We start from the raw sequence: 14,303 nt of genomic DNA, 5'->3' as shown, positions 1-14,303 counted from the left end.
GCTTGCGTATCGGTTGATGTTGCCGAGGCCGCGTGCTGTCGGCAGGCCAGGCCGATGGGCGCGGTTCGCCGATCCCACGGCTTTTTCCTTGTGCGTTCAGGATTCTCTCTTGCCGGGCTTTTCTCTTTCCGGCGAGTCAGTTAGCATCGTAACAGAGCTGAGAGAATGAGATGATTTCGTTGAAAAAATGGCGTTTATTCCCCCGTTCGCTGCGGCAATTGGTGCTGCTGGCGTTCCTGTTGGTGCTGCTGCCGCTGCTGGTGTTGGCCTATCAGGCCTACCAGAGCCTGGATCACCTCAGCGCGCAGGCGGCGGACATCAACCGCACCACGCTGGTGGACGCGCGGCGCAGCGAGGCGATGACCAGCGTAGCGCTGGAGATGGAGCGCAGCTATCGTCAATATTGCGTGCTGGTCGATCCTACGCTGCAGAAGCTGTACCAGAACCAACGCAAGCAGTATTCGCAGATGCTGGACGCCCATGCGCCGATCCTGCCGGATGAGCGCTATTACCAAACGCTGCGCCAGTTGCTGACCCAGCTGGCGGCGATCAAATGCCAAAACAGCGGGCCGGATAAAGACGCTTCCGCTTTGCTCGAGTCATTTTCGCGTTCCAATGCCGAAATGGTGCAGGCCACGCGCGCGGTCGTGTACTCACGTGGCCAGCAGCTGCAGCAGGCCATCGCCGAGCGGGGCCAGTTCTTCGGCTGGCAGGCGCTGCTGCTGTTCCTGGTCAGCGTGCTGCTGGTGGTACTGTTCACCCGCATGATCATCGGGCCGGTCAAGGCCGTGGAGCGGATGATCAACCGCCTGGGGGAAGGGCGTGCGCTGGGCAGCACTGCCTCGTTCAAAGGGCCGCGCGAGCTGCGTTCGCTGGCGCAGCGCATTATCTGGCTGAGCGAGCGCCTGGCGTGGCTGGAGTCGCAGCGCCACGAGTTCTTGCGCCATATTTCGCACGAGCTGAAAACGCCGCTGGCCAGCATGCGCGAAGGCACCGAACTGCTGGCCGACGAGGTGGCGGGGCCGCTGACTTCCGATCAGAAAGAGGTGGTGGCGATCCTCGACAACAGCAGCCGCCATTTGCAGCAGCTGATTGAACAGCTGTTGGATTACAACCGCAAACTGGCCGATGGCCCGGCGGAACACGAGAACGTCGCGCTACGCGAAATGGTCGATTTGGTGGTTGCCGCGCACAGTTTGCCGGCGCGGGCGAAGATGATTTCCACCGAAATTACGCTGGAAGCGGAAATCTGCTGGGCAGAGCCTACGCTATTAATGCGCGTGCTGGATAATCTCTACTCCAATGCGGTGCACTACGGCAAGGAATCCGGTAACATTTGGATCCGCAGCCGTCAGGTTGGGCAACGGGTGCAAATCGACGTCGCCAATACCGGCACGCCGATCCCCGAAGCTGAAAGAGCCATGATTTTCGAGCCTTTTTTCCAGGGTAGTCACCAGCGAAAAGGGGCGGTAAAAGGAAGCGGACTGGGGTTGAGCATCGCTCAGGACTGTATCCGTCGCATGCGCGGTGAGCTGCAACTGGCGACGGTCGCCGGTGCAGACGTCTGCTTCCGCATTGAACTGCCGTTAACCGCCGAGAATGAATAAATAATGTACACATGGTCTAAACGCCTTCGTCTTTCACAGACCGAACGTTCACCGCGTGCCACGCACAGAGCGCCGCTCGGCAAACGCCCGATCAGCTGGTTGGGCGCCGTCTTCTTTATGCCGCTGTTGCTGGCGGGCTGCGTCGATCGCGCCGTCAGCGGCGGTTTGAACCCTCAGCAGCAAGAGGCGATCCCGGATAGCAAGGTGATCGATTACCGCACCGCGGCTTGCGATACCCTGTGGCAGTTGGACGATAAGGACGCGCTGGATAACGCGCTCTACTGGCTGCGCGCGATGGATTGCGCCGATCGCATCGGCTCGACCCAGGCGCGCGCGCTGGCGAAAACGGTGCCTGGCGACAGCTGGTCCGGCGTTTTCAAACAGAGCATCCTGCTGGGCAGTGCGCAGCCGACCTCCGGCGAACGCCGCCAGATGATTGACCGTATCAACAGCTACCGGATGGAGTTCCCCGGCTCGCTGCGTCCGCTGACGCAGCTGTGGCGCCAGCAGCAGCTGCTGCAGATCACGCTGTTCGATGAGAAAGCGCGCTATCAGCATCTGCAGGAGAGCAGCGACAGTCAGATCGATTCGCTGCGCCAGAACCAGGCGCGCTTGCAGTCGCAGCTGCAGGACACCTCGCGCAAGCTGGAAAACCTGACCGACATCGAGCGCCAGCTCTCGTCGCGCAAGCAGCTGCAAGGGGAAATCCAGGAAAACGGCGCGGGCCAGCAAAAGGGCGAAGCCGCCGGTAAAAATGGCGCGGCCGCCAAAGGGACCGAGCCGCAGGACGAATCGGAAAAGGGCACCGCGCTGCCGGTTGAACCGGAAGACACCTATACGCCGCACCCTGCCAATAAGGAGTCCCACGCGCAATGACCGCACGCAAACCGGCCAATCTGCTCTTGGTTGACGACGATCCCAGCCTGCTGAAACTGCTGGGCATGCGTCTGACCAGTGAAGGTTTTCACGTCACCACCGCCGAAAGTGGCCAGGAAGCGCTGCGCCTGCTGGCGCGCGAACAGATCGATCTGGTGATCAGCGATCTGCGAATGGACGAGATGGACGGCATGGCGCTGTTCGCCGAGATCCAAAAGCATCAGCCGGGCATGCCGGTGATCATTCTCACCGCGCACGGTTCGATTCCCGATGCGGTAGCCGCCACCCAGCAGGGGGTATTCAGCTTCCTGACCAAACCGGTGGATCGCGATGCGCTGTACAAGGCCATCGACGAGGCGCTCGCGCTGTCGGCCACCCCGGCCGGCGACGAGGCCTGGCGCGAAGATATCGTCACCCGCAGCCCGCTGATGCTGCGCCTGCTGGAGCAGGTGAAAATGGTGGCGCAGTCCGACGTCAGCGTCTTGATCAACGGCCAGAGCGGCACCGGCAAAGAAGTGGTGGCGCAGGCTATTCACGCGGCCAGCCCGCGCGCCGGCAAGGCGTTCATCGCCATCAACTGCGGCGCGCTGCCGGAGCAACTGCTGGAGTCCGAACTGTTCGGCCACGCCAAGGGCGCCTTTACCGGCGCGGTCAGCAGCCGCGAAGGGCTGTTCCAGGCGGCGGCGGGCGGCACGCTGTTCCTCGACGAGATCGGTGATATGCCGCTGTCGCTGCAGGTGAAGTTGCTGCGCGTGCTGCAGGAGCGCAAGGTGCGGCCGCTGGGCAGCAACCGCGATCTGGACATTGACGTGCGCATCATTTCCGCCACCCACCGCGATCTGCAAAAGGCGATGGCGAAGAACGAGTTCCGCGAGGATCTCTACTATCGCCTCAACGTGGTGAACCTGAAGATCCCGGCGCTCAACGAACGTGCCGAAGACATCCCGCTGTTGGCCAATCACCTGCTGCGCGAGGCGGCTCAGCGGCACAAGCCGTTCGTGCGCAGCTTCTCGACCGACGCCATGAAGCGGTTGATGACCGCCAGCTGGCCGGGCAACGTGCGTCAGCTGGTCAACGTCATCGAACAGTGCGTGGCGCTGACCTCGGCGCCGGTGATCAGCGAAGCGCTGGTGGAGCAGGCGTTGGAAGGGGAAAACACCGCGCTGCCGACCTTCGCCGAAGCGCGCAACCAGTTCGAGTTGCACTACCTGCGCAAGCTGCTGCAGATCACCAAGGGCAACGTGACCCAGGCCGCGCGCATGGCGGGCCGCAACCGCACCGAGTTTTACAAATTGCTGTCGCGCCACGAGCTGGACGCCAACGATTTTAAAGAATGACAGTTTCCCGCCGGCGCCTGCCACGCAGGTTCTCAACAAATCCGGCGGAATGATTTACACTCCGTTCTCTTTGCCGCGGCGCGCCCCGGCGCAGAGCACCATGGAACGTATTAAGCGGGATCGTACACAAATGAGCAGATCACTTTCCATCGCCCTGGCCCAGCTGAACCTGCTGGTCGGCGACATTGAAGGCAACACCGAACGCATGTTGCAAATCGTGCAGGAGCAGCAGAAGGCGGGAGCCGATCTGGTCATGTTCAGCGAACTGGCGCTGTCCGGCTACCCGCCGGAAGATCTGCTGTATCGCAACGACTTCTATCAGCGCTGCGACGCGCAGCTGCTGCGCCTGCAGCAGGCCTCCGCCGAGACGGCGATCCTGGTCGGCCACCCGTGGCGCGAGGGCGACAAGCTGTATAACGCGCTGTCGCTGTTTGCCGAAGGCCGCCTGCTGACCCGCTACTTCAAGCAGCAGCTGCCGAACTACGGCGTGTTCGATGAGAAGCGCTATTTCCACGCCGGCAACGCCACCTGCGTGGTGGAGTTGAAAGGCTACCGTCTGGGTCTGCTGATTTGCGAAGATCTGTGGTTCCCTGAGCCGATCGACGCCGCCAGGGCGGCGGGCGCGGAAATTATCCTGTCGATCAACGCCTCGCCGTATAACCGCGAAAAGCCGTATATCCGCAAAACGCTGATGGCCGGCCACTGCCAGCGCACCCAGCTGCCGCTGGTGTACCTCAATCAGGTCGGCGGCCAGGATGAGCTGATCTTCGACGGCTGCTCCAAGGTATTCGACGCCGCCGGCACCATGACCCACCGTCTGGCGGCCTTCGACGAGCAGGTGACTCGTCTGGAATTCAACGAGCTGGCCGTGGTGCCGATGGCCGATCCGGCCGCTGAACTCCCGCAGCTGGCGCAGGTGTACCAGGCGTTGGTGCTGGCGGTGCGCGACTACGTGACCAAAAACGGCTTTAAAGGTGCGGTGCTGGGCCTGTCCGGCGGCATCGACTCGGCGCTGACGCTGGCGATCGCCGTGGATGCGTTGGGTAAAGACAAGGTGCAGGCGCTGATGATGCCGTTCCGCTATACCGCGGATATCAGCATCGCCGACGCCAAGGAAGAGGCGGAAATCCTCGGCGTGGAGTTCGATATCGTCTCCATCGAACCGATGTTCGACGCCTTTATGGGCCAGCTGTCGCCGATGTTCGCCGGCACCGAGCGCGACACTACCGAAGAAAACCTGCAGGCGCGTTGCCGCGGGGTGGTGCTGATGGCGCTGTCCAACAAACGCCGCAGCATCGTGTTGACTACCGGCAACAAGAGCGAAATGGCGGTGGGTTACGCCACGCTGTACGGCGATATGGCCGGCGGTTTCGACGTGCTGAAGGACGTGCCGAAAACGCTGGTGTTCAAGCTGTCCGAATACCGTAACACCGTCTCCTACGTGATCCCGCAGCGGGTGATCGATCGTCCGCCGTCCGCCGAGCTGGCGCCGGATCAGGTCGATCAGGACAGCCTGCCGCCGTACGATATCCTGGACGCGATCCTGGAAGGCTACGTTGAGCGCGACAAGTCGGTTGCCGATCTGGTGGCCGAAGGGTTCGACGAAGCGATCGTGCGCAAGGTGATCCGCCTGGTGGACATCAACGAATACAAGCGGCGTCAGGCCGCCGTCGGGCCGCGCATCACCGCCCGTAACTTCGGCAAAGACCGCCGCTACCCCATCACATCCGGTTTTGGCCGCAAAAATTGGTAAAAGGAAAGAAGATGAAAAAGATCGACGCGATTATCAAGCCGTTCAAACTGGATGACGTCCGCGAAGCGCTGGCCGAAGTGGGCATCACCGGCATGACGGTCACCGAAGTGAAAGGCTTCGGCCGCCAGAAGGGCCACACCGAGCTGTACCGCGGTGCCGAGTACATGGTCGATTTTCTGCCTAAGGTGAAGATCGAGATCGTGGTTGCCGACGACATCGTCGACACCTGCGTGGAAACCATCATGCAGACCGCGCAGACCGGCAAGATCGGCGACGGCAAAATCTTCGTCTTCGACGTGGCGCGCGTGGTGCGTATCCGTACCGGCGAGCAGGACGAAGAAGCGATCTGATCCTCCGCAGGGTCATCGGCCATCAGGGCGCAGCGTGCTGCGCCCTTGTCATTTCTGCCCCCCCGCGCATCATGCTTCTTCGCCTCGCTGTTTCCCCTTTTTGCTCGTCGGCATTCTAAAAAAGCGAACGCTATCGCGTTTTTGATACTTTTCCCGATCGCTTTTCTCGCGGGATCTACAATCAATCTAACTATCTTGATTGAGGTGATCCCCAATGAATTTCAAGTTGCGGCTAGGCGGCAAGGGCGTGCATCCCCAGGAGCTTACTCAAGTAAGTGACTGGGGTAAGCGCACGCAGACAACAACGCAGCGGCTTGAAAGGCGATGGGGATGATGACGTTACGCCAAATCCGCCACTTTATCGCGGTGGCGGAAACCGGGTCGATCTCCGCCGGCGCCCAGGCGGTGTTTGTCTCCCAGTCTTCGCTGACGCTGGCGATCCAGCAGTTGGAAACCGAGATCGGCGTGCGGCTGTTCGATCGCCACGCCAAGGGCATGACGCTGACCCATCAGGGGCATCAGTTCCTGCGCCAGTCGTATCTGATCCTGGCGACGGTGGACAACGCCAAGCGCAGCCTGCAGATCGGCACCGAAAGCCTGACCGGCAAACTGACCGTCGGCGTCACCAGCCTGGTGGCTGGCTACTTCCTGGTGGAGCTGCTCACGCGCTTTAAATCGGCCTATCCCAACGTCACCGTGCAGGTGGTTGAAGACGAACGCCCGTATATCGAGCATCTGCTGGTCAGCGGCGAGATCGACATCGGCGTGCTGATCCTGTCGAACATCGAAGACCGCGACGCGCTGCAAACCGAGGTGCTGATGCACTCGCCGTATCGCCTGTGGCTGCCGCCGCTGCACCCGCTGCTGGAGCACGAGAGCATCAGCCTGGCGGACGTGGCCAAACAGCCGCTGATCCAGCTCAACGCCGATGAAATGGACGTGCACGCGCGGCGCATCTGGTCGCGCGCCGGGCTGAAGCCGGAGATCGCCATGAAGACCGCCTCGACCGAGGCGGTGCGCAGCCTGGTGGCGGCGGGGATGGGGGTCTCCATCCAGCCGGACATGGCGTACCGCGCCTGGTCGCTCGAGGGCAACATGATCGAGGCGCGCAAGCTGGACGATCTGCTGGAGCCGCTGGATATCGGGCTGGCGTGGCGGCGCGGCAGCGCGCGGCCGGAGCTGGTGACGCCGTTCCTGACCATCGCGCGCGAGAACGGCAGCAAACACGCCGCCGGGCTTAAGCATTCGATTTAATCGAACGCGGCGTTCAGTATTTAGAATTTGTTGCCCGCCAGAGGCTCGCTTAGGCTGATTAAAACTAACTTATTCACATTTGGTTAACGTTTTTGTCACTTAGGGGCGTCAGGCGATGGCAGATGTGCAGGTTCTCTCAGGTTTGTCCTGTCAGCAGTTCATTAACGGTCAGATGGTCGACGGCGAAGGCCAGCAGGAGTGCATCGTCAATCCGGCCAACGGCGAGACGCTCATCGTCCTGAGCGAAGCCTCTTCGGCGCAGGTCGGCGGCGCGGTGAAAGCCGCGCAGCAGGCGTTCGGCCACTGGTCGCGCACCACGCCGGCCCAGCGAGCCGCTCTGTTGCTGCGCATCGCCGACGCCATCGAGCGGCAGGCGCCGCAGCTGGCGCAGCTGGAAGCCCTCAACTGCGGCAAACCGCTGCATCAGGCGCTCAACGACGATCTGCCGGCGGCGATCGACGTGTTCCGCTTCTTTGCCGGCGCGGTGCGCACGCAGCAAGGGCAACTGGCCGGCGAGTATGTGCCGGGCCACACCTCGATGATCCGCCGCGATCCGATCGGCGTGGTGGCCTCGATCGCCCCCTGGAACTATCCGCTGATGATGGCGGCGTGGAAGATCGCGCCGGCGCTGGCGGCGGGCAATACCGTGGTGTTTAAACCCTCCGAACATACGCCGCTGACCATTCTGGCGCTGGTGCCGGCGCTGCAGGAGATCCTGCCGCCGGGCGTGCTGAATATTGTCTACGGCGGCGGCGAAGGGGTCGGCAGCCAGCTGGTGGGGCACCCGCAGGTGCGGCTGGTATCGGTCACCGGCGATATCGTCACCGGGCAAAAAATTCTTCAGGCGGCGGCCAAAAGCGTCAAGCGTACCCACCTGGAGCTGGGGGGCAAGGCGCCGGTGATCGTCTGCGACGACGCCGATCTCGACGAGGTGGTCAACGGCATTCGCACCTACGGCTATTACAACGCCGGCCAGGACTGCACTGCCGCCTGCCGCATCTATGCGCAGGCGGGTATCTATCCCAAGCTGGTGGACGCGCTGGGCGAGGCGGTCGCCAGCCTGCGCTTCGCCCGCAAGCGCGATCAGGACAATGAGATCGGCCCGTTGATAAGTAGCCGCCAGCGCGATCGCGTCGCCAGCTTCGTCGAGCGCGCGCTCAGCCAACCGCATATCGAATTGATTACCGGTGCCGCGGCTCACTCCGGGCCGGGGTTCTATTACCAGCCGACCCTGTTGGCGGGCTGCCTGCAAAGCGACGAAATCGTGCAGCGCGAGGTGTTTGGCCCGGTGGTCAGCATCACGCGCTTCGAGCATCTGGAGCAGGCGGTGGCATGGGCCAACGACTCGGAATACGGCCTGGCTTCGTCGGTGTGGACGCAAAATATCGACCGGGCGCTGCACATCGCCGCCCATCTGCAGTACGGCAGCACCTGGATCAACACCCATTTCACCTTGGCGAGCGAGATGCCGCACGGCGGCCTGAAACGCTCCGGCTACGGCAAGGATCTGTCCAGCGATTCACTGCAGGATTACAGCGTTGTCAGGCACGTAATGGCGAAGTTCAAAGCCAGCTTCTAGCGGTTCTATAAAGCAAAATCAGGCGGCAGCCGTTCCCTGCCGCACACAGATACGCAACACAGGGGTAATTACGATGAGAAAAACTACCGCAGTCACCACCACCGTCTCCGCGCTCTGTCTCACCGTGCTGTGCGGCCTGGCTCAGGCGGCCGATCTGCCGCAGTCGCTGGGCAAAGGCGAAGGCCGGCTGGATATCATCGCCTGGCCCGGCTACATCGAACGCGGCCAGTCCGACAAAAACTACGACTGGGTCACCCAGTTTGAAAAGCAAACCGGCTGCGCGGTGAACGTGAAGACCGCCGCCACCTCCGATGAAATGGTCAGCCTGATGGCCAAGGGCGGCTACGATCTGGTGACCGCCTCCGGCGACGCCTCGCTGCGCCTGATCTTCGGCAAGCGGGTGCAGCCGATCAACACCGCGCTGATCCCGAACTGGAAGAACATCGATCCACGCCTGCTGAACGGCGCCTGGTACACCGTGGACGGCAAAACCTACGGCACGCCGTACCAGTGGGGGCCGAACCTGCTGATGTACAACACCAAAACCTTCCCGACGCCGCCGGACAGCTGGGCGGTGATCTTCCAGCAGCAGAACCTGCCGGACGGCAAGAGCAACCAGGGTCGGGTGCAGGCTTACGACGGTCCGATCTACATCGCCGACGCGGCGCTGTTCCTGAAGGCTACCCAGCCGCAGCTCGGCATCGGCGATCCTTATCAGCTCAACGAAGAGCAGTATCAGGCGGCGCTGAAGCTGCTGCGCAGCCAGCACGCGCTGATCCACCGCTACTGGCACGACACCTCGGTGCAGATGAGCGACTTTAAAAACGAAGGCGTGGTGGCCTCCAGCGCCTGGCCGTATCAGGCCAACGCCCTGAAGGGCGAGGGGCAGCCGATCGCCACCGTGTTCCCGAAAGAGGGCGTGACCGGCTGGGCGGACACCACCATGCTGCATACCGACGCCAAGCACCCGAGCTGCGCCTACCAGTGGATGAACTGGTCGCTGGAGCCGAAGGTGCAGGGCGACGTGGCGGCCTGGTTCGGGTCGGTACCGGCTTCACCGGCGGGCTGCAAGGCCAGCGCGCTGCTGGGTGAGAAGGGCTGCGAAACCAACGGCTTCAACCAGTTCGACAAAATCGCCTTCTGGAAAACGCCGCAGGCGCAGGGCGGCAAATTCGTGCCGTACAGCCGCTGGACCCAGGATTACATCGCCATCATGGGCGGCCGCTAAGCCGCAGGGCGCAGCCCGCTGCGCCCGAATTACATCAGTATGGAGCACAGAAAATGACCATTGCCGTGCAATTCATCGATGTTTCGCGGACTTTCGGCGATGTTCGCGCCGTGGATCGGGTATCCATCGACATTCAGGACGGGGAATTCTTCTCCATGCTCGGGCCGTCCGGCTCGGGCAAAACCACCTGCCTGCGCCTGATCGCCGGCTTTGAACAGCTCACTTCCGGCTCGATTCGCATCCACGGCCAGGAAGCCGCCAACCTGCCGCCGTATCAGCGCGACGTGAACACCGTGTTTCAGGATTACGCGCTGTTCCCGCACATGTCGGTGCTGGAAAACGTCGCCTATGGCCTGATGGTGAAGGGCGTCGTCAAACGCGAGCGGCTGGCGCGGGCGCAAGAGGCGCTGGAGAGCGTGGCGCTCGGTTTCGTTGCCGAACGCAAGCCGGCGCACCTGTCGGGCGGCCAGCGGCAGCGCGTGGCGTTGGCGCGCGCGCTGGTCAATCGGCCGCGGGTGCTGCTGTTGGACGAACCGCTCGGCGCGCTGGATCTCAAGCTGCGCGAGCAGATGCAGGGCGAGCTGAAGAAGCTGCAGCGCCAGCTGGGCATCACCTTTATCTTCGTTACCCACGATCAAAGCGAAGCGCTGTCGATGTCCGATCGGGTGGCGGTGTTCAATAACGGCCGCATCGAACAGGTGGATACGCCGCGCGAGCTTTACATGCGGCCTAAGACGCCGTTCGTCGCTGAGTTCGTCGGCACCTCCAACGTGGTGCGCAGCGAGCTGGCGCAGCGCCTGCTCGGCGAAAGCCGGACCTTCTCGATCCGGCCGGAGCATATCCGCCTGCTGGAGCACGGCGGCGCGGCGCAGGACGAGATCCAGGTGCAGGGCACGCTGCAGGAAATCCATTACCAGGGCGCGGCCACGCGGTATGAAATCGCGCTGAACGGCGGCGAAAAGCTGCTGGTCAGCCAGGCCAATCCGCAGTGGAGCGCCGCAGGACAACAGCGGCAGATCGGCCAGCCGATCGTCGCCTGCTGGCCGCGCGCGGCGATGGTACCGCTGCTGGAGGAGAGGTGAGATGGACATGAGCATCGATTCCCCCCCGGCGCGCGGCGGTAGCGTGCGCGCGCTGTCGACCTGGCTCTATCGCCGGCCGACGCTGTATCTGCTTTTGCTGCTGGTGCCGCCGCTGCTGTGGTTTGGCGCGGTGTACCTCGGTTCGCTGCTGACGCTGCTGTGGCAAGGGTTTTACACCTTCGACGATTTCACCATGGCGGTGACGCCGGATCTGACCTTTGCCAACCTGGCGGCGCTGTTCAACCCGGCCAACTACGACATCATCCTGCGCACGCTGACCATGGCGGTGCTGGTGTCGCTGGCCAGTGCGGCGCTGGCGTTCCCGATCGCCTATTACATGGCGCGTTACACCAGCGGCCGCGTCAAGGCGTTCTTTTACATCGCGGTGATGATGCCGATGTGGGCCAGCTATATCGTTAAAGCCTATGCCTGGACCCTGCTGCTGGCGAAAGACGGCGTGGCGCAGTGGTTTCTGCAGCACCTGGGGCTGGAGCCGCTGTTGGCGTCGCTGCTGACGGTGCCCGGCGTCGGCGGCAACACGCTGTCGACCTCGGGGCTGGGGCGTTTTCTGGTGTTCGTCTATATCTGGCTGCCGTTCATGATCCTGCCGATCCAGGCGGCGCTGGAGCGCCTGCCGCCCTCGCTGCTGCACGCCTCGGCGGATCTGGGCGCGCGACCGGCGCAGACCTTTCGCCACGTCATTTTGCCGCTGGCGGTACCGGGCATCGCCGCCGGATCGATCTTCACCTTCTCGCTGACGCTGGGCGACTTTATCGTGCCGCAGCTGGTGGGGCCGCCGGGCTATTTCATCGGCAGCATGGTGTACGCCCAGCAGGGCGCGATCGGCAATATGCCGATGGCCGCGGCCTTTACGCTGGTGCCGATCGTCCTGATCGCCATTTACCTTTCCATCGTCAAACGTCTGGGGGCTTTCGATGCACTCTGAACGCGCGCCCTTAGGGCTGAAGCTGGCCGCCTGGGGCGGCCTGATCTTCCTGCATTTCCCGTTGGCGATCATCGCCATCTACGCCTTCAACACCGAGGACGCGGCTTTCAGCTTCCCGCCGAAGGGGTTCACGCTGCACTGGTTCAACGTCGCCGCCGGGCGGCAGGACATCATCGATGCGGTGCTGCTGTCGGCGCAGATCGCCTGCCTGGCGACCGCCATCGCGCTGCTGCTCGGCACCCTGGCGGCGGCGGCGCTGTATCGGCGCGATTTCTTCGGCAAGGACAGCATTTCGCTGCTGTTGCTGCTGCCGATCGCGCTGCCGGGGATCGTCACCGGTCTGGCGCTGCTGGCCGCGTTCAAGGCGCTGAACATCGAGCCGGGCATCCTGACTATCGTCGTCGGCCATGCGACGTTCTGCGTGGTGATCGTGTTCAACAACGTCATCGCTCGCTTCCGCCGCACCTCGTACAGCCTGATCGAAGCATCGATGGATCTCGGCGCCGACGGCTGGCAAACCTTCCGTTACGTGATTCTGCCGAACCTCGGCTCGGCGCTGTTGGCCGGCGGCATGCTGGCGTTTGCGCTGTCGTTCGATGAAATCATCGTGACCACCTTTACCGCCGGCCACGAGCGTACGCTGCCGCTGTGGCTGTTGAACCAGCTCGGTCGCCCGCGCGACGTGCCGATCACCAACGTGGTGGCGCTGTCGGTGATGCTGTTGACCATGCTGCCGATCCTCGGCGCTTACTACCTGACCAAAGGTGGGGAAAGCGTCGCCGGCAGCGGCAAATAATTTCCTTACCCGACCTCTGATTAAAGGATAACCCTATGCAAAGCCAACTGTTGATTGACGGCCACCTGGTGAATGGCCAGGGCGCGACCCAGCCGGTGTATAACCCGGCGACCGGCGAAGTGATTGCGCAGGTGGCGGAGGCCAGCCCGGAGCAGGTCGATCGCGCGGTGCTTGCGGCGGATGCCGCGTTTGCCGCCTGGGGGCAAACCACGCCGAAGGAGCGCGCCGAGCATCTGCTCAAGCTGGCGGATCTGATCGACGAGCATGCCGAGACTTTCGCCAGGCTGGAGTCGCTCAACTGCGGCAAGCCTTATCACTGCGTATTGCATGACGAACTGCCGGCGGTGGCCGACGTGTTTCGCTTCTTCGCCGGGGCCAGCCGCTGCCTGACCGGCATGGCGGCCGGCGAGTATCTGGCCGGGCATACCTCGATGATCCGCCGCGATCCGCTCGGCGTGGTGGCCTCGATCGCGCCGTGGAACTACCCGTTGATGATGGCGGCCTGGAAACTGGCGCCGGCGCTGGCGGCGGGCAACTGCGTGGTGATCAAGCCTTCGGAGCAGACGCCGCTGACCACTTTCAAACTGGCCGAACTGGCCGCCGGGCTGTTCCCGCCGGGCGTACTCAACGTGCTGTTCGGCCGCGGCGCCGGCGTCGGCGATCGGCTGACCGGGCATGACAAGGTACGTATGGTGTCGCTGACCGGCTCGATCGCCACCGGCGAGCACATCATCGCCCATACCGCCGCCGGCATTAAGCGCACCCATATGGAGCTGGGCGGCAAGGCACCGGTGCTGGTGTTCGACGACGCCGATTTGCAGCAGGTGGTGGACGGCATTCGCGGCTTCGGGTTCTACAACGCCGGGCAGGATTGCACCGCCGCCTGCCGCATCTACGCGCAGAAAAGCATTTATCCCGAGCTGGTGAAGCGGCTGGGCGAGGCGGTGGCCAGCCTGAAGATCGGTGCGCCGGACGACGAGAGCACCGAGCTGGGGCCATTGATTACCGCCCAGCATCTGGAGCGGGTCGTCGGTTTTGTCGAGCGCGCCAAAGCGTTGCCGCACGTGCAGGTGGTGACCGGCGGCGAGAAGGTGAAGGGACCGGGTTACTACTTCCAGCCGACGCTGCTGGCCGGCGCGCGCCAGGAGGATGAGATCGTGCAGCGCGAAGTATTCGGCCCGGTGGTGACGGTGACGCCGTTCGACGACGAAGAGCAGGTGCTGGCCTGGGCGAACGAATCCAATTACGGGCTGGCGTCGTCCGTGTGGACCCGCGACGTGGGCCGTGCGCATCGCTTAAGCGCCCGCCTGCAATACGGCTGCACCTGGGTGAACACCCACTTCATACTGGTGAGCGAAATGCCGCACGGCGGCCAGAAACTGTCCGGCTACGGCAAGGACATGTCGATGTACGGGCTGGAGGATTACACCGCCATTCGTCATGTGATGTTCAAACATTGATTTTACAATAATTATCCGCACAATAGCGCGGCCTT

At 63.0% G+C, this 14,303-nt stretch carries 12 protein-coding genes; all 12 read left to right on the top strand.

Going from position 1 to position 14,303, the window contains the following annotated elements; genetic code table 11:
* The first annotated feature begins 170 nt into the window (after positions 1-170).
* The gene (locus tag M6G53_RS07370) at positions 171-1,607 is read left to right on the top strand and encodes a sensor histidine kinase (RefSeq protein ID WP_253330169.1); all 1,437 of its coding nucleotides are present in this window, start codon (positions 171-173) and stop codon (positions 1,605-1,607) included.
* A gap of 3 nt (positions 1,608-1,610) precedes the next feature.
* Positions 1,611-2,483, top strand: coding sequence for a two-component system QseEF-associated lipoprotein QseG (gene qseG, locus M6G53_RS07365; RefSeq protein WP_253330167.1), 873 nt, complete (start codon positions 1,611-1,613; stop codon positions 2,481-2,483).
* Positions 2,480-3,820 (top strand): two-component system response regulator GlrR, encoded by a 1,341-nt coding sequence (glrR, locus tag M6G53_RS07360; RefSeq protein WP_025303931.1) that lies wholly within the window; start codon positions 2,480-2,482, stop codon positions 3,818-3,820. Before qseG ends, glrR begins: the two co-directional genes overlap by 4 nt.
* Positions 3,821-3,950: 130 nt before the next feature.
* On the top strand, positions 3,951-5,573 hold the full coding sequence (locus M6G53_RS07355) for an NAD+ synthase (protein ID WP_253330164.1): 1,623 nt from the start codon (positions 3,951-3,953) through the stop codon (positions 5,571-5,573).
* Between the two features lie 11 nt (positions 5,574-5,584).
* Entirely contained in the window at positions 5,585-5,923 is a 339-nt protein-coding gene (gene glnB, locus M6G53_RS07350; RefSeq protein ID WP_004847623.1) for a nitrogen regulatory protein P-II, read from the top strand.
* 330 nt (positions 5,924-6,253) lie between these two features.
* The gene (locus M6G53_RS07345; RefSeq protein WP_038874511.1) at positions 6,254-7,177 is read left to right on the top strand and encodes a LysR substrate-binding domain-containing protein; all 924 of its coding nucleotides are present in this window, start codon (positions 6,254-6,256) and stop codon (positions 7,175-7,177) included.
* Between the two features lie 115 nt (positions 7,178-7,292).
* Positions 7,293-8,756, top strand: a complete 1,464-nt coding sequence (locus M6G53_RS07340; protein ID WP_253330162.1) for a gamma-aminobutyraldehyde dehydrogenase — start codon at positions 7,293-7,295, stop codon at positions 8,754-8,756.
* Between the two features lie 73 nt (positions 8,757-8,829).
* On the top strand, positions 8,830-9,984 hold the full coding sequence (gene ydcS / locus M6G53_RS07335) for a putative ABC transporter substrate-binding protein YdcS (RefSeq protein WP_253330160.1): 1,155 nt from the start codon (positions 8,830-8,832) through the stop codon (positions 9,982-9,984).
* A gap of 53 nt (positions 9,985-10,037) precedes the next feature.
* Positions 10,038-11,066: an ABC transporter ATP-binding protein gene (locus tag M6G53_RS07330; RefSeq protein WP_253330158.1), complete on the top strand. Its 1,029-nt coding sequence runs from the start codon at positions 10,038-10,040 to the stop codon at positions 11,064-11,066.
* A 1-nt stretch (position 11,067) separates the two neighbouring features.
* Positions 11,068-12,012 (top strand): ABC transporter permease, encoded by a 945-nt coding sequence (locus M6G53_RS07325; protein WP_151254614.1) that lies wholly within the window; start codon positions 11,068-11,070, stop codon positions 12,010-12,012.
* A complete protein-coding gene (locus M6G53_RS07320) occupies positions 12,002-12,808 on the top strand; it encodes an ABC transporter permease (protein ID WP_253330156.1) in 807 nt (268 codons plus the stop codon). The genes M6G53_RS07325 and M6G53_RS07320 overlap by 11 nt, the downstream gene beginning before the upstream one ends.
* 35 nt (positions 12,809-12,843) lie before the next feature.
* Complete coding sequence (gene patD, locus M6G53_RS07315; protein ID WP_253330154.1) at positions 12,844-14,268, top strand: aminobutyraldehyde dehydrogenase; 1,425 nt, start codon at positions 12,844-12,846, stop codon at positions 14,266-14,268.
* Positions 14,269-14,303 lie beyond the last annotated feature (35 nt).

The sequence above is a fragment of the Serratia nevei genome, assembly GCF_024160145.1.
Taxonomy (GTDB): Bacteria; Pseudomonadota; Gammaproteobacteria; order Enterobacterales; family Enterobacteriaceae; genus Serratia; species Serratia nevei_A.
This window is presented reverse-complemented; position numbering and strand designations above follow the sequence as displayed.

Coding starts and splice junctions, on each gene's coding strand:
- M6G53_RS07370 (WP_253330169.1), top strand. CDS start 171: ATGATTTCGTTGAAAAAATGGCGTTTATTCCCCCGTTCGCTGCGGCAA.
- qseG (WP_253330167.1), top strand. CDS start 1,611: ATGTACACATGGTCTAAACGCCTTCGTCTTTCACAGACCGAACGTTCA.
- glrR (WP_025303931.1), top strand. CDS start 2,480: ATGACCGCACGCAAACCGGCCAATCTGCTCTTGGTTGACGACGATCCC.
- M6G53_RS07355 (WP_253330164.1), top strand. CDS start 3,951: ATGAGCAGATCACTTTCCATCGCCCTGGCCCAGCTGAACCTGCTGGTC.
- glnB (WP_004847623.1), top strand. CDS start 5,585: ATGAAAAAGATCGACGCGATTATCAAGCCGTTCAAACTGGATGACGTC.
- M6G53_RS07345 (WP_038874511.1), top strand. CDS start 6,254: ATGATGACGTTACGCCAAATCCGCCACTTTATCGCGGTGGCGGAAACC.
- M6G53_RS07340 (WP_253330162.1), top strand. CDS start 7,293: ATGGCAGATGTGCAGGTTCTCTCAGGTTTGTCCTGTCAGCAGTTCATT.
- ydcS (WP_253330160.1), top strand. CDS start 8,830: ATGAGAAAAACTACCGCAGTCACCACCACCGTCTCCGCGCTCTGTCTC.
- M6G53_RS07330 (WP_253330158.1), top strand. CDS start 10,038: ATGACCATTGCCGTGCAATTCATCGATGTTTCGCGGACTTTCGGCGAT.
- M6G53_RS07325 (WP_151254614.1), top strand. CDS start 11,068: ATGGACATGAGCATCGATTCCCCCCCGGCGCGCGGCGGTAGCGTGCGC.
- M6G53_RS07320 (WP_253330156.1), top strand. CDS start 12,002: ATGCACTCTGAACGCGCGCCCTTAGGGCTGAAGCTGGCCGCCTGGGGC.
- patD (WP_253330154.1), top strand. CDS start 12,844: ATGCAAAGCCAACTGTTGATTGACGGCCACCTGGTGAATGGCCAGGGC.